Below are 14,577 nucleotides of genomic sequence, written 5' to 3'. Positions count from 1 at the left end.
GCTTTCAGCCGGTGTGCGGGTGCCCGGCGCTCTTTCAAGCGCCGGGCTCTGCTTGGGAGGCAGATCAGCCGAGGCCGGCTTCCTTCAGCTGGCGATCGATGCTCTCGACCAGCTGGTCGAGACCTTCGTCGACAGGCACTTCCTTGGCGACCATCTTCTGCAACGTCGCCGCCCATTCGGTGGTGACGTCGAAGAACAATGGCTGCGGTGTGAACTTGATCGAAGCGCCGGCGGCGGACGCATCGAACATATCGACATAGCCCGGATACTTGTCGAGCTTGGTGCGGAAGGCCTCGTCCTTCCAGACCGACTGGCGGACCGGATCGACGAAGTCCATCTTGGTGGCGCCGAAGATCGCGTGCTCCGGACCGGACGCCCATTGCAGGAAGTACCAGGTAGCGTCCTTGTCCTTGGAGAAGTTGGACATGGCGAGCGACCAGATCCAGATGTTCGGCGTCGATGCCGTCGCATCCGGATTGGCGGTGAAGGCGGCATAGGACAGCTGACCGGCCATCTTGTTGTCGCCGCCGTTCATGAAGTAGCCCAGGCAATCGGCGTCGAAGATCATCGCCGAGGCGCCGGCGCCAAGATCGGTACCGACCTGGTACCACGTATAGGTCGACCAGTCCTTCGGTCCGCTTTCCTGGATCATCTGCACCCATTTGGCGTGAAAGGCCTTCGAGCCGGCCGTGCCCATTGCCGCCGACAGTTTGCCATCGGTGACGTTCAGGTCTTTTTCGTTGAAGTTAGAATAGGCCGACAGGAAGCCCGGATGGATCGTCGCCCAGGAGCGCGAACCGCGCACGCCGACGCCGTAGATACCACCGACATCCTTCTGCAGCTTGGCGGCAACAGAGATCATGTCGTCAAGATTCTTCGGCACGGAAACGCCGGCCTTGTCGAACATCGCCTTGTTATAGGTGATGTTGTTCTGCTCGAACGCCCACGGAATGCACCACTGCTTGGCATCGTCGGAGCCGAGCGCGCCGCCGGGCTGGCCGTTCCAGGCGCAGGAATTCTTCACACCGGGGAGGAAATCATCCCAGGCATAGTTCGGATTGGTTTTTTCCGGATCGTTGATCCATTCCTTGAGGTCGGTGATCCAGCCGGCCGGACCATAGGTCCAGGTCATGTAGGCGCCGGTCATGAACGCATCATATTCGGTGGAGCCGGACGACAGGGCCGCAGTCACCTTGTCGAAATAGACGTCTTCCGGGAACACGTCATATTTGACGTCCATGCCCGTCAGGTCCTTGAAGGCCTGCAGGTTGGCAATCATCGCATCGGCATAGGGATGCTTGTTGAGCAGCAGCTTGACGGTCTTGCCGGAGTGCTTCTTCCAGTCGAAATCGGCAGCCATTGCCCTGGTGGACATCATGTTGAGCAGCGTGCCGGCAGCACCGGCCGTGACGCCCATGGCGCCCAGGCCCTTGAGCATTCCGCGGCGGTCCACCTCTCCACGCAGGAATGCACTGATCAGGTCTTTTTCTTTCTCATGCATTGGTCTTCTCCTCCTTCACGGGCAAAACATGCTCAATCGATTGAGCCGTACCGGCTTACCCGACCGGTATTTCCTCCAGATCGCAGCGCTTGCACCCCGTGGCACAGAGCCTGGACGCTTGCGTTGCGAAAGGCTTGAACCGAACCACTCCCAGGATCAGTCGTCAGCCCCCATTCCCGGTGCCGGGACAGCGCCGTTTCAGGCGGCATCCTCCATCAATGTCTGCGCCGTCTTCTCGTCGGTGATCAGACCGCTGAGAAACCGGCTTTCCAGCACGGCGCGGATGGCGCGGGCTTTGACCTTGCCACCGGCAACCGCGACGGTGCGGCGGTTTTTCAAAGCCTCGCGGCTCAGCGTAAACGTGCGGTTGGACAGCGAGGTCTCGATCGGCTGGCCCTTGTCGTCGAAGAAATGACCTAGCAATTCGCCGGCACCGCCGCCATTCTTGATTTCCTCGAGTTCACCCTTCTCGATCATGCCGGTCGCCACCAGCGATGCTTCCCGCTCGACGGTACCGATACCGACGAGCAGCAGATCGGCGCTACCGGCGAGATCGAAAATCTCCCGGACCCCGCGCTGGTTGAACAGCACGTCGCGATCCTCGATCGAATTGGCGAAGAACGGCACCGGCATCACGTAGGCTTCGGCGCCGGTGCGCTCGGCCAGCCGGTGGATAACGTCATGCGGATTGGCGGAGAACCGCCGCGTCAGGCCACCGAGCAGCGAGACGAAGCGGACATCCTTGTTGGAGGTGCGCGGCAGATATTCGACGCAGGCGGCCAGCGTCCGCCCATGGCCCATGCCGATCAGCAGGGAGCCGTCCTTCTCGATCTGACGCTTGAGGAACTGCGCGCCGGAAATACCGAGCGCCTTCAGCGGCAACTCCTCCGGATCGAAATCCGGAACGACTTCGCAATAGTCGAGGCCGTAGCGAGCGGAAAGCTTCTGCTCCAGTTCGACGCATTCGGAGACCTCGCCGTCGATATAGACCTTTACCAGGCCTTCCTGATTGGCCCTGGTGATCAGGCGGTGGGCTTTGAGAGAGGTCAGGCCGAGACGTTTGGCAACTTCCGACTGGGTCAGCCCGCCGGCGTAATGCAGCCATGCCGCACGCGTTGCCATGCTCGACTCGTCGTCCCGAAGTGAACCTCCGCCCAGAACCATGTCTCCGCCCTCGCCTCTGCCATTTTTTTCACGGCATGATATTTTTATCTATTGATGAAAGAATTTTCATGGCCTGAAAAATTTGTCAAGCAGGTTCGATGCGGCGGCGCACCAATTCGATATGCGCTTGCGACAGCACAGGCTTCCATGTGGACAAACGCAAAACGCGCCCGGTTGCCCGGACGCGCTTGTCGTTGAGATGGATGGAAGAGAGGTTTACGCCTCGGTTTTCTTCATCAAACGGGCCTGCAGCACCACGACGACCAGAAGGAAGGCGCCGCGGATGACGGACTGCCAATAGGCAGAGAGCGAAATCCAGCCGAGGCCGTTTTCGAAATTGAGGATGTTGAACACCATGGCAAGCAGCAGAGCGCCCGCCAAGGTCGCACCGACCGAACCGGACCCACCGGTCAAAAGCGTACCGCCGACGACGACAGACGCAATGGCGAACAGTTCCCAGCCCACGCCTTCGGTCGGTTGCCCTGCCCCGAACTGGGAAGCGAGGATGACGCCGGCAAGCCCGGCAAGCAGCCCGGACAACGCATAGACACCAAACAGCGTCTTCTCGACCTTCAATCCCATCAGGTTGGCCGTCGCCTCGCCGTCGCCGATCGCCAGCACATGGCGCCCGGCCGGATGCCGCTCGAGAAAGATCCAGCCGAGCACGTAGGCGAGCGCCGCAATCCAGGCCGGGATCGGGAAGCCGAGAAAATCGTCCTGCCCGATGGTGGTGAAGCCGGTATCATAAGACACCGAGACCGACTGGTTGTTGGCCAGAAGCAGCGCCGTACCGTAAGCCGCCAGCATCATCGCCAGCGTCGCGATAAACGGCTGGATACGCATCCTGGTGATGATCAGGCCGTTGATCGAGCCGGCAATCAGCCCGGCGATCATGCCGCCGGCAAGCCCCGGAATCCAGCCATAGGGCGACAGATAGGCGGCAACGACGCTGGCCATCGCCGCGACGCCGCCAACCGAAAGGTCGATGCCGCCGGTGATGATGACGAAGGCCATGCCGAGCGCGATCAGCGCGAACATCGAATTGTAGCGCAGGAAGCTGAGAATATTGAACGGCGAGATGAAATTGTCGTAGCGCAGGGCGCCGAACAGGATCAGGCCGGCCAGCGCCAGAAGCACGCCGAGACGGGCGAAGTCGCCGGAGGATCTGGCGATGAAGGGCCGCGAGAGGGTTTTGAGCATGGTCCGTTACCCCTTGGCACGTTGCTGGATGAACACGGCGATGACGATCAGCCCTGCCTTGACGATCAGCGCGGCCGCGTCGGGCACGCCGTTGGCCAGAAGCGTATAGCGCACCAGCTGGATGACGAAGGCGCCGAGCACCGTGCCGATGATGTTGGCCCTGCCCCCGGTCAGAAGCGACCCGCCGACCGCGACGGCGGCGATCGCATCGAGTTCCATGCCGAGCCCGACCAGATTGGCGTCGCTCGCCGAATTGCGGGCGACCACGATCAAGCCTGCAACACCGGCAAGAGCGCCACTAATGACGTAGACGAAGGTCTTGACCCGCCGCACCGGAATGCCGGTCAGCCGCGCCGCCTTCTCGTTGCCACCGACGGCAATGATCTGGCGGCCGATAACGGTATAGCGGATCAGGCAATGGGCGAGCACCGCGACGATGATCATGATGATCACCTGCGCCGGAACACCGGCAATGCGGCCCATGGCGATGAACTGGAAATCCGGGTTCTTGAACACCTGCAGATTGCCGTTGGTGGCGACCTGGGCAATCCCCCGTCCGGCGATGAACAGCACCAGCGTGGCGATGATCGGCTGGATCGAAAACCGCGTCACCAGCATGCCGTTGAACCAGCCGAACGCCATGACCAGCAGTACGGGCAGGATGAACGAGAGAATAATCAGGATGCCCATGTTCTCGATCGGCAGCAGCTGCCCCATGAAGATCATCGGCGCCGCAGTGCCGGCGATCGCCATCAGCGAGCCGACAGACAGGTCGATGCCGCCCGTTGCAATCACCAATGTCATGCCGACGGCAACGATAACGATGGTTGCGACCTGGGTGAGATTGACGTTGAGCGTCTGCCAGGAGAGGAAATTCGGCGTGGCGATCAGGTTGAAAACAACGAGCAGGATGAAGGCCGCAAATGTGCCATAGCGGCTGAGAAACTGCGCCATGTTCGGGCGGGCGGCACGCTCGCCCGGAGCGGATGTGTCGATCGTCGTCATATCAATTCACCTGATGGGCCATGGCGGAAAGAAGCGCCGTCTCACTGAGTTCGTCGCGCTTCAGGACGGCAACGGACCGGCCGTCGCTCAACACCGTGACGCGGTCTGCCGCAGCCAGAAGCTCCTCCAGTTCAGAGGAGATCATCAGGACGCTCAAGCCCTCATCGGCCAACCTGCGCAACAGCTTGAGGATTTCCGCCTTGGCGCCGATGTCGATGCCGCGCGTCGGCTCATCGACGATCAGGATGCGCGGATCGGTGCAGAGCCAGCGGGCGAGAAGAACCTTCTGCTGATTGCCGCCCGACAGTTCCTTGATCGGCTGATCCGGCGAAGCGCATTTGACGCCGAGCGCCTTGATGTAGCGCATGACGATCTCCTGCTGGCGGGCGCGATCGACAATGCCGGCCTTCTTCAGTTTCGGCAGCAGCGCCAGCGTCATGTTCTCGCGGATGCTCATGTCGGGAATGATGCCGTCGATCTTGCGATCCTCGGAGACCAGCCCGATGCCATCGGCGATCGCGTCGGCCGGCTCGGAATAGTTGCGCGCCTTGCCGTCGATGCGGATCGACCCTTTTTCCAGCTTATCGACACCGAAGATGATCCGCGCGGTTTCCGTGCGGCCCGAGCCGAGCAGACCGGCAAGCCCGGAAATCTCGCCTTCGCGCACGGTGACGCTGACATCGCGGACGCGGACACCGGACCCCGCACCTTCGACGGAAAGACGCACGGGTTTTGCCTCGTCGTCACCGATGTCGCGGGCAATCGCCTGAAAGGCGGCGAGCTCCTTGCCGAGCATGTGGCGGACAAGCTCCATCTTCGGCATCGCGGCCATGACGCTCTGCGCCACCGTCTGGCCATCGCGCATGATGGTGACGCGGTCGCAGATCTCATAGAGTTCATCGAGCCGGTGGCCGATGAACAGCACGGCGACGCCATTCCTTTTCAACGTGCGGATCGTCTCGAACAGAATGCTAACCTCGCGTTCGTCCAGCGACGATGTCGGCTCGTCCATGATCACCAGCCGCGCCTTTTGCGTCACTGCACGGGCAATGGCGATCATCTGCCGGGTCGCGGCACTGAAATGACCGACAGGCATGTCAACGTCGATATCGAGATTGAAGGTTTTCAGCACAGCAGCGGCACCGTCGCGCATCGCCCGCCGGTCGAGCAGCCCAAACCCCGTTCGCGGCTCGCGCGACAGATAGATATTCTCGGCGACCGAGCGCTGCGGCGCCAGATTGATTTCCTGATAGATCGTCGCGATGCCTTTGGCCTGGCTGGCGCCGGGCGTTGCAAAGACAACGTCCTCATCTTCGAAACGGATCACCCCTGTATCGCGCTGGTAGGCCCCGGTCAAAATCTTGATCAGCGTCGATTTTCCGGCGCCGTTCTGGCCGACCAGCGCCATGACCTCGCCCGAAGCGATCTCAAGCGAGGCCGAGCGCAGAGCAGCGACGCCGGAAAACGCCTTGGAAATATCCTGCATGGACAGCAGCATGTTCCATCCATCCTCAATAAGCAGACATGAAAAGCCGGCCGGAATGGCGATGCCACCCCGGCCGGAAGCGGCAGTCCTGGGAAATCAATAGGCGGTTGCCAATTCCGCGGCGGCGTTGGACGAATCGTACAACTTGTCGTCGTTGATTACCTTGGGCTCGATTTTTTCACCCGCGGCGTACTTCTGCATGATCTCGAAACCCTTCGGTCCGAAGCGCGGATTGCATTCTACCACGACCGCGATTGTCCCGTCGATCACAGCCTGCACGGCTTCCTTGCCTCCGTCGATCGAGAGTACGAGAATATCCTTGCCCGGCACCTTGCCGGCTGCCTCGATGGCGGCGATCGCGCCGATCGCCATTTCGTCATTGTGCGCATAGATGATATCCGCGTCCGGATGCGCCTGTAGGAGCGCTTCGGCAACTTGGCGGCCCTTGTCGCGGGCAAAGTCGCCGGTCTGGGACGCCAGGATCTCGAAACCGCCGGCAGCCTTGATCGCTTCGTCGAAACCCTTCTTGCGGTCATTGGCCGGCGACGAACCGGTCGTGCCTTCGAGTTCGATGATCTTCGACTTGCCGTTGGCGTTCTTGGCCAGCCATTCAGCGACGCGCTTGCCTTCCGCGATGAAGTCTGAACCGATGAATGTCACGTAGTCTTCGCCGGCCTTGGCGAGAGACTGATCGACGTTGCGGTCAAGCAGGATGACAGGGATGCCGGCCTTCTTCGCAGCCATGACGGCGGGGATCAGCGGCTTTTCTTCGCGTGGCGCGAGGAAGATGACATCGACGCCCTGTGCGATCATCGAGTTGACGTCGGCCACCTGCTTCGCAGCGGAACCAGCAGCATCGGTATAGACCAGCTGGTAGCCGAGCTTTTCAGCCTCTGACTTCATGCTGTTGGTCTGTGCGATGCGCCAGGGATTGTTGGATTCGGTCTGCGCGAAGCCGACCTTGTAGGTGTCTTTCTTGGCCAAAGCCGGAAGCTCCGCATAGGCAATGGAGCCGGCAAGCGCGATGGCGCCCATGGCCGTTGCGGCAAGCATGAACGTGCGACGTGAAATCGTGGACATCGGTATTTTCTCCTCCGAAATTTACCGGTACTCCTCTACCGGGCAGTGAGCATTTTCCGCTTCACATACGCAAATCTTGCGCTAATAATATTATCAGTCAAGCGCTAATTTATTAGCATGCGCACAAAAATAATTCTGCATCGCAGCAGAAACCGGGATGGAAGCGAGACGGGACGATGGCAAGAGCAAGCGGGCGGAACAGCGCCTCCGAGAGGCAGGGGGACACAGGCCGGCCAACCATGACGGACGTGGCCAGGATTGCCGGCGTGTCACAATCGAGCGTCTCTCTGATTCTCAACGAGATGTCTGGAGCCCGCATTTCGGCCGAGACCCAGATGCGCGTGCGTGAAGCTGCTCATAAAATTGGTTATAAATTACCAATGACACGCAACGAGGTGGACACGACCCCGCATGTCGAGAAGGACACCATCGCCTTCATCGTCGATGAAATCTCCACCAGCCCGCATCCGGTCGTCAGCCTCGACGGCATCCGCGACTATGCGTTCGAACAGGGGCTTCTGGTGTCGGCGCACGCGACCCGCTCCAACCCGGACCTGCAGGATGCGGTGCTGCGCTCGATCTTGCGCGACCGCTCCATCGCCGGCGTCATCTATGCGACGATCTTCACCCGCAAGGTCACCGTGCCGCCGCAGCTGAAGGGCATCCCGACCGTCCTGCTCAACTGCTATTCCGAGCCACGCCAGCATATGGCCATCGTGCCCGGAGAAGTCGCCGGCGGCTTTACGGCAACCGCGCATCTGACCAGCCTTGGCCACAGGCGCATCGGCTTCATCAATGGCGAGCCGTGGATGGATGCGGCGATGGATCGCTTGAAGGGCTACAAGCAGGCGCTCGCCACCGCCGATATCGCCTTTGACGAAACACTGGTCCGCGACGGCGACTGGCTGCCGTTGCGTGGCTACGAGGCCGGGCTCGATCTTCTGTCCATGCCCAATCCGCCCTCGGCGATCCTCTGCGGCAACGACCTGATGGCGATCGGCGTCATGGAAGCGGCGGCGGAAAAGGGCCTGCGGGTACCGGAAGACCTGTCCGTCATGGGTTATGACGACCAGGAACTGGCCCGCTACACCCATCCGCCCCTCTCGACGCTCGTCCTACCCAATTACGAGATGGGCCAGAAGGCTGCCGAAATCCTCATCGACATGGCCATTCACGGCAAGCAGCCGCGCCCGATGACCATCAAGGTCGATGGCCCGCTGGTGCGACGCGGCACGACGGCAAAACCGGCATAGACCGCCGTTTTCGCAGAAACGCCTTCATTTCCCGCTCAATCTCGTGTTGAACAAGATCAGCACACGATGGAGACGGGCAAGGCATGCAAGTGACGAAATCCTGGAAGCGCCGGTTGCGCAAATGGCGCAATCGCATGGCAAAGCGGTTTCTCGCCACCCGTATCGGCCGCGAAATGCTCGTCAACGCCGTCAGCCCGAAAATTCTGTCTATGACCGCCGATTGCGGCGACCATCTGATGACTTTTTCCCCGCATGACTACATCGGCCGGAAAATCTACCGCAAGGGCCATTTCCAGCGCGAGAATGTCGAGCGGCTGCTGTCCGTCCTACGGCAAAGAAGTCTGCTGCAACCGGAAAAGGTCCTTCTCGAACTCGGCGGCAATATCGGCACCCAGACCGTCTATTTCGCGCTGAGTGACGCGTTTCGCCATATCGTCACTGTCGAGCCGGATCCGCGCAACTTCAAGCTTTTGCGCACCAATATCGACCAGAATGGATTGAGCGAGCAGATCACCGCAATCAATACCGCTGCGGGCGAAAGCCAAGGCACGCTCGATTTCTTCATGCACAGGGACAATCACGGCAAGAGCAGTGCGCTTCGCCAGAGCGACCGGGATATCGAGATCAAGGTTCCGGTCCAGCCTGTCACCGCAGTGCTGACTGAGGCCGGCGTTGCACAGGAAGAAGTCGGGCTGGTCTGGATGGACATCGAGGGCTATGAGCCGGTCGCTGCCCGCTCGATGCGACCGCTGCTGCAACGGCGCGTGCCGTTCTACATGGAATTTTCGCCGGTCTTTTATGGACCAGTGGGATCTCAAGCATTCGTCGATTATCTGGCTGGTTTCTACGAGGACTGCATCGTCTTTTACGAAGACAGCCAGGTCGAGATGAAGGTCACTGCCCTGCCCATCGGGCAGGACCAGTTCGACGTTTTGCTGCTGCCCTAAGCGCCCGCCAACAAGGCGGGCGACCGGCAAGCCGTTCAGCGTTTCCGGTAGAAGTAAGTCCGGCCCGCATCGGCACCGGCCGGCAGCGGCAGAGGCTCGAGATCGGGATGATCGAGCGGCAGCCCGCTTGCGGCAACGCCGCCGGTCTTTAACGCTGCGGCGATCGACCTCGGCAACCAGGTCAGGGTCTTGGCATCCTTTTCCGGATAGGCCGTACCGATATCGGCATGCGCAAACGCGACGTCCCGGCCGGAAAACTGGGCAATCGTCTCCTTGATGTCGCCAAGGATAAGATCGGCTTCGGGCGGCGTCGAGCCGGGATGCGAGCCGACGGCCCGGTCGAAAGCGATGATGCGGTTGTTTGGAAACAGTTCGCGGATATGGTCGTAGGTCCGGCCGTTGCCAAGCCCGATCTCCAGGATCACGCCCTCCGGCGCGATCATCGAAGCCTCCTTGATATGGTTGAGAACAGCACGCTGGGAGTGCATGCGGGAGATAAAACCATCAAGGCGACTCATCTATTTCATCCATTCATTCAAATCATGCCGGTTGCATCGCTTAACACGAGAGGCGGCGATGGGTCGACCGCGCCGGCGGGAATTTTGCGCCGAATTCCTATCTGTGATGGAATGTGATGATGCCGTTTCTGCCGGGCTTTTCCGTCACCGGGCGTCAAACCGCTTCGCCTGCCCGGCGCGAATATGTTAGCCTTCGGCCATGAGCCAGCTTTCCAGTGAAACTTTCTTCGCCGCGCTTCCGGTCTTCGTCGAATTCGAAGGCGTCGCCAACAGCGACAACTACCGGGCATTGCCGGCAGATTGGGCGCTGGCGACCGCAGACATCGTCGATTCCACCGGCGCGATCGAGGCCGGGCGCTACAAGGCGGTCAACATGGCCGGCGCCAGTGTCATCTCGGCCATCCTGAATGCGCTGGGAAACAACGATCTGCCCTTCGTCTTCGGCGGCGACGGCGCAATGGTCGCGGTTCCTCCCTCGGGCGTGGACAAGGCGCGCGACGCGCTCTCGGCCGTGCAAGCCTGGGTCGGCGAAGAGTTGCAGCTGACGCTGCGCGCCGCCCTTGTTCCGGTTGCAGATGTCATCGCAGCTGGACTTGAAGTCCGGGTTGCCCGGTTTCAGGTCAATACGGACGTCTCCTACGCAATGTTTGCCGGCGGCGGCTCCAGCTGGGCAGAGGCCCGGATGAAGGAGGGGCTGTTTGCCGTTCCCACGGCGCAGCCGGGTGCCCGGCCGGACCTTGTCGGCCTTTCCTGCCGATGGAACCCGATCCAGTCCCGCCATGGCGACATTGTTTCAATCATCGCCGTTCCGGCTGGAACAGGCAACGCCGATGCTTTTCAGAAGCTGATTTCCGACATCGTCACGCTCGCCGCCGGCGAAGAACGGGAGGGGCACCCCGTTGCGGCCGAGGGGCCGCAGATCGGACTGTCGGCTGCGGGACTGTCGGCCGAAACGAAAACGGCGCCAAAGGGGAAACGTTTCACCCATCGGCTGTTCATCCTGGCGCAATACCTGCTGACGGTCGGCCTCTATCGTCTTGGCCTGACGCTCGGCCGTTTCGACCCGAAGGCCTACCGGCAGGATGTTGCCCGCAACACGGATTTCCGCAAATTCGACGATGGCCTGAAAATGACCATCGACGTCGATCCGGACAGGTTCCGCCAGATCGAGGCCCGGCTTGAGGCTGCGGCAAGTGCCGGCATCTGCCGCTTCGGCCTGCACCGCCAGGATTCGGCGCTGATGACCTGCATCGTGCCGACACCGCTCAGCCGCGATCACATGCACTTCATCGATGGCGCGTCCGGCGGTTACGCCATGGCCGCCAGCCGGATGAAGAAACATATGTCTGCGGCTACCGCCATCGCTGCGACGCCCTGAAACCGGTCAGGCCTTAAGGATCGTGCCGCCGTCGATGCCACGCCGGGCAAAGGCGTTGCGTGTATCGACGATCAGCGGCGCCCAACGGGCCAGTGCGGCATAATCGACCGCATCATGATCGGTGGCAATCAGAACGGCATCGAAGCCTTTGACCGATTGTTCGTCCAGCGGCAGTGACATGCGCCCCTTCAACGCCATGTATTCGCGTGTCTTCGGAATCTCGGTCACATGCGGATCGTGATAGTCAGCCCGCCCGCCCCGCTCCTCGATCAGTTCGATCAATTTCAGCGACGGGCTTTCACGGATATCCGGCACGTTCTTCTTGTAGGCGAGACCGATCACCAGCACCTTCGACCGGCTAAGCGCCTTGCCGAGATGGATATCCAGCGCTTCGGCGAGCCGCCCGACCACGTGCTTCGGCATCGCCGAATTGATTTCACCGGCAAGCTCGATGAAACGGGTCGGCAATTCGTATTCGCGCGACTTCCAGGTCAGATAAAACGGATCGATCGGGATGCAATGGCCGCCGAGACCGGGGCCGGGATAGAACGGCATATAGCCGAACGGCTTGGTCTTGGCCGCATCGATCACTTCCCAGATGTCGATGCCCATCGCCTCGTAGACGACCTTCAGCTCGTTGACGAGGGCGATGTTGACGGCGCGAAAAATGTTCTCGGTCAGCTTCACCGCCTCGGCCGTCGCCGGTGACGAAACCGGCACGACCGTCTGCACGACGGCGCCGTAAAACGCCTTCATCAGGTCTGCGGCCGCCTCACCGTCACCGGCCACGACCTTCGGGATGCTCGACGTATGGAAATCGCGGTTGCCCGGATCCTCGCGTTCCGGCGAGAACCCAAGGAAGAAATCCCGCGCCGATTTGAGGCCGGTCTTTTCCAGGATTGGCCGGACGACTTCATCCGTCGTGCCGGGATAGGTGGTCGATTCCAGCACGATCAACTGACCGGGCTTCAGCGTCTCGGCAATGCGGTCGCAGGTGCGGGTGATGAACGACAGATCCGGGTCGCGATGCTTGGTCAGCGGCGTTGGGACGCAGATGACGATGACGTCGCAGGCGGAAAGCTGGCCAAAATCGGTTGTGGCATGAAAACGGCCTTCCGCCGTCTCCGTTGCCAAAACAGCATCCGGAACCGCGGCGATATAGGAGCGTCCGGCCTCGATGGCGACGATCTTCTGCGGGTCGATATCAAAGCCGGTGACGGTAAAGCCGTTGCGGGCGGCGGTGATCGCCAGTGGCAGGCCGACATAGCCGAGCCCGATCACGCCGGCACGGGCGCTACAATCTGCGATCTTCGAAAGGAGAGCCTCGCTCACGGAAGAATGGACGGTCAAATGCGTGTTCTCGACTGATCGTGACGCGCGACGGCGCCTTTGCGGATGCCGGTCAGTTGAGGATTAATTTGCCTGAAGTCAAGGACCGTGCCAGTCACGCCTTTTGCCGCCGCCGGAACAAATCTACGGTTGTTGCCGCCTTTCAATCTGTTTTTGCCGTTTTCACCTCTTATATGCAGAGGGTGCAAACGCCTGACCTATCGAGACGCAGACCGGACATCCGGCCATCACCGGGATTTCGTTGAGAAAGCGACACGCCACGCGATGAACATCAATACAACCACCGTTTCAACTCACCTTTTGGACCGCGTATCGCACTGGCTGCAGCAAGCCGCCCTCAACGGCGAAACGCTGGAGACCGTCGTGACCGGTTTTTGTGAAAGATTGGCTGCCTCCGGCCTGCCGCTCAATCGCGTCCACCTGAGTTTTTCGATGCTGCATCCCCTCTACGACGCGTTGGGTTTCACCTGGCTGCGTGGCCAGGGCGTGACCGTCGAGGGCTATCGTACCGACCCGACCGACGATAAGCCGGACCGGTTTCTGCTCAGCCCCTACTATTATCTGCTGAGCAACAATCTTGAGTACATGCGCCGTCAGATCGACCCCACGGGTCCTTCCGAATTCCCGATTTTCGACGAGCTGAAGGAAATGGGCGTCACCGACTATCTCGCCTTCGTCCAGTCTTTCGGCGAAACCTCCGGTCAGGGCATGATCGGCTCCTGGTCCACCGATGCCCATGGTGGGTTCGGCGACAATGTGATCGAGGCACTGCTGCGCATCCAGAACAATCTGGCCGTTGCTGCAAAGATGGCCGTTCTCGGCAAGCTCGCCGACAATATGCTGACCACCTATCTCGGCGCCAACGCCGGCAAGCGGGTGCTGTCCGGCCAGACCCGGCGCGGCGATGGTGAAACCATCCGGGCAGCCCTGGTCATGGCCGACATGCGCCAGTCGACCGTGCTTGCGGAAAAGGAGGGCCGGCAGGTCTATATCGATACGCTCAACCAGTTCTTCGATGCGATCGCCACCCCGTTCAGCCGTAACGGCGGTGAAATCCTGAGTTTCGTCGGCGACGGCTTTCTTGCCGTCTATCCCTGCGGCCGCCATCGCGAGCCGTCACAGGTCGCAGCCCTTGCGGCGATGGCTGCCGTCCGCCAGGCGGCTGCGCACATGGCCGAACTCAATGCCGGCCGTCAGAAGAAGGACTTACCCGAAGTCCGCTACGGCATCGGATTGCACGTCGGCAATGTCATGTTCGGCAATGTCGGTCTCAACGACCGGCTGACATTCTCAGCCTTCGGCGCTGCCGTCAACGAAGTCGAACGGCTGCAGGAGCTGACCAAGAAATACACCCAGCCGATCGTCGCGAGCCAGGCCTTTGCCACCTATTGCGGCGGCGACTGGGTAAAACTCGGCCAGGAGAAACTGCGCGGCGTGGGCCAGAAAGTCACCGTGCTTCTGCCGGGTGAGGATAATATGAAACTCGATGATGGCGAGACCATTCGCAACGACGCGATGGCAACGCGATCCGAGGCAGAGCAGGTCATGCTGCTGTATCGTAACAGCAAGAAACCGCAACCGCGCGACCTGCTGTGGAACAAACTGCTGCAGTAAAGATCGCCCATTGGACGCATATCCGCAGCGATTGACCGGCGGGACAGAGAACAGAACCATCCCGCTCGAATGATTGACATT

The 14,577-nt window shown here is 60.8% G+C and carries 12 protein-coding genes; 4 read left to right on the top strand and 8 right to left on the bottom strand.

Going from position 1 to position 14,577, the window contains the following annotated elements; genetic code table 11:
* Window positions 1–64: 64 nt before the first annotated feature.
* The 6 genes from ACP7BS_RS14420 to ACP7BS_RS14395 form a co-directional block, all read right to left on the bottom strand.
* Window positions 65–1,501 carry an extracellular solute-binding protein gene (locus ACP7BS_RS14420; RefSeq protein ID WP_426238651.1) on the bottom strand — a complete coding sequence of 479 codons (1,437 nt, stop codon included), beginning with the start codon at window positions 1,499–1,501 and terminating at the stop codon, window positions 65–67.
* Between the two features lie 198 nt (window positions 1,502–1,699).
* Complete coding sequence (locus tag ACP7BS_RS14415) at window positions 1,700–2,665, bottom strand: sugar-binding transcriptional regulator (RefSeq protein WP_426238650.1); 966 nt, start codon at window positions 2,663–2,665, stop codon at window positions 1,700–1,702.
* A 216-nt stretch (window positions 2,666–2,881) separates the two neighbouring features.
* Complete coding sequence (locus ACP7BS_RS14410) at window positions 2,882–3,865, bottom strand: ABC transporter permease (protein WP_426238649.1); 984 nt, start codon at window positions 3,863–3,865, stop codon at window positions 2,882–2,884.
* A 6-nt stretch (window positions 3,866–3,871) separates the two neighbouring features.
* Window positions 3,872–4,870: an ABC transporter permease gene (locus ACP7BS_RS14405; protein WP_426232719.1), complete on the bottom strand. Its 999-nt coding sequence runs from the start codon at window positions 4,868–4,870 to the stop codon at window positions 3,872–3,874.
* A gap of 1 nt (window position 4,871) precedes the next feature.
* Entirely contained in the window at window positions 4,872–6,368 is a 1,497-nt protein-coding gene (locus ACP7BS_RS14400; RefSeq protein ID WP_426238648.1) for a sugar ABC transporter ATP-binding protein, read from the bottom strand.
* 84 nt (window positions 6,369–6,452) lie between these two features.
* Complete coding sequence (locus ACP7BS_RS14395) at window positions 6,453–7,436, bottom strand: ABC transporter substrate-binding protein (RefSeq protein ID WP_426238647.1); 984 nt, start codon at window positions 7,434–7,436, stop codon at window positions 6,453–6,455.
* Between the two features lie 239 nt (window positions 7,437–7,675).
* On the opposite strand from ACP7BS_RS14395, the gene ACP7BS_RS14390 reads away from it, so the two are divergent.
* Complete coding sequence (locus ACP7BS_RS14390; protein WP_426232713.1) at window positions 7,676–8,689, top strand: LacI family DNA-binding transcriptional regulator; 1,014 nt, start codon at window positions 7,676–7,678, stop codon at window positions 8,687–8,689.
* A gap of 83 nt (window positions 8,690–8,772) precedes the next feature.
* On the top strand, window positions 8,773–9,636 hold the full coding sequence (locus tag ACP7BS_RS14385; RefSeq protein WP_426232712.1) for an FkbM family methyltransferase: 864 nt from the start codon (window positions 8,773–8,775) through the stop codon (window positions 9,634–9,636).
* 35 nt (window positions 9,637–9,671) lie between these two features.
* On the opposite strand, the gene ACP7BS_RS14380 is transcribed toward ACP7BS_RS14385, so the two are convergent.
* Window positions 9,672–10,154 (bottom strand): class I SAM-dependent methyltransferase, encoded by a 483-nt coding sequence (locus tag ACP7BS_RS14380; RefSeq protein ID WP_426238646.1) that lies wholly within the window; start codon window positions 10,152–10,154, stop codon window positions 9,672–9,674.
* A 199-nt stretch (window positions 10,155–10,353) separates the two neighbouring features.
* Between ACP7BS_RS14380 and ACP7BS_RS14375 the strand changes: the two genes are divergently transcribed.
* Entirely contained in the window at window positions 10,354–11,532 is a 1,179-nt protein-coding gene (locus ACP7BS_RS14375; protein ID WP_426238645.1) for a DUF3095 domain-containing protein, read from the top strand.
* A gap of 6 nt (window positions 11,533–11,538) precedes the next feature.
* Here ACP7BS_RS14375 and ACP7BS_RS14370 read toward each other — a convergent pair whose 3' ends face one another.
* Window positions 11,539–12,882, bottom strand: a complete 1,344-nt coding sequence (locus ACP7BS_RS14370) for a nucleotide sugar dehydrogenase (protein ID WP_426238644.1) — start codon at window positions 12,880–12,882, stop codon at window positions 11,539–11,541.
* Window positions 12,883–13,146: 264 nt separating this feature from the next.
* On the opposite strand from ACP7BS_RS14370, the gene ACP7BS_RS14365 reads away from it, so the two are divergent.
* On the top strand, window positions 13,147–14,496 hold the full coding sequence (locus tag ACP7BS_RS14365; protein WP_426238643.1) for an adenylate/guanylate cyclase domain-containing protein: 1,350 nt from the start codon (window positions 13,147–13,149) through the stop codon (window positions 14,494–14,496).
* Window positions 14,497–14,577 lie beyond the last annotated feature (81 nt).

Source organism: Pararhizobium sp. DWP1-1-3 (assembly GCF_049896125.1).
Classification (GTDB): domain Bacteria; phylum Pseudomonadota; class Alphaproteobacteria; order Rhizobiales; family Rhizobiaceae; genus Pararhizobium.
Note: the sequence above shows the minus strand (reverse complement) of the source record. Positions and strands in the feature narration are given on the sequence as shown.

What these genes read in the sequence shown, in the direction of transcription:
- ACP7BS_RS14420 (WP_426238651.1), bottom strand. Translation starts at nt 1,501, where the DNA reads ATGCATGAGAAAGAAAAAGACCTGATCAGTGCATTCCTGCGTGGAGAG.
- ACP7BS_RS14415 (WP_426238650.1), bottom strand. Translation starts at nt 2,665, where the DNA reads ATGGTTCTGGGCGGAGGTTCACTTCGGGACGACGAGTCGAGCATGGCA.
- ACP7BS_RS14410 (WP_426238649.1), bottom strand. Translation starts at nt 3,865, where the DNA reads ATGCTCAAAACCCTCTCGCGGCCCTTCATCGCCAGATCCTCCGGCGAC.
- ACP7BS_RS14405 (WP_426232719.1), bottom strand. Translation starts at nt 4,870, where the DNA reads ATGACGACGATCGACACATCCGCTCCGGGCGAGCGTGCCGCCCGCCCG.
- ACP7BS_RS14400 (WP_426238648.1), bottom strand. Translation starts at nt 6,368, where the DNA reads ATGCTGCTGTCCATGCAGGATATTTCCAAGGCGTTTTCCGGCGTCGCT.
- ACP7BS_RS14395 (WP_426238647.1), bottom strand. Translation starts at nt 7,436, where the DNA reads ATGTCCACGATTTCACGTCGCACGTTCATGCTTGCCGCAACGGCCATG.
- ACP7BS_RS14390 (WP_426232713.1), top strand. Translation starts at nt 7,676, where the DNA reads ATGACGGACGTGGCCAGGATTGCCGGCGTGTCACAATCGAGCGTCTCT.
- ACP7BS_RS14385 (WP_426232712.1), top strand. Translation starts at nt 8,773, where the DNA reads ATGCAAGTGACGAAATCCTGGAAGCGCCGGTTGCGCAAATGGCGCAAT.
- ACP7BS_RS14380 (WP_426238646.1), bottom strand. Translation starts at nt 10,154, where the DNA reads ATGAGTCGCCTTGATGGTTTTATCTCCCGCATGCACTCCCAGCGTGCT.
- ACP7BS_RS14375 (WP_426238645.1), top strand. Translation starts at nt 10,354, where the DNA reads ATGAGCCAGCTTTCCAGTGAAACTTTCTTCGCCGCGCTTCCGGTCTTC.
- ACP7BS_RS14365 (WP_426238643.1), top strand. Translation starts at nt 13,147, where the DNA reads ATGAACATCAATACAACCACCGTTTCAACTCACCTTTTGGACCGCGTA.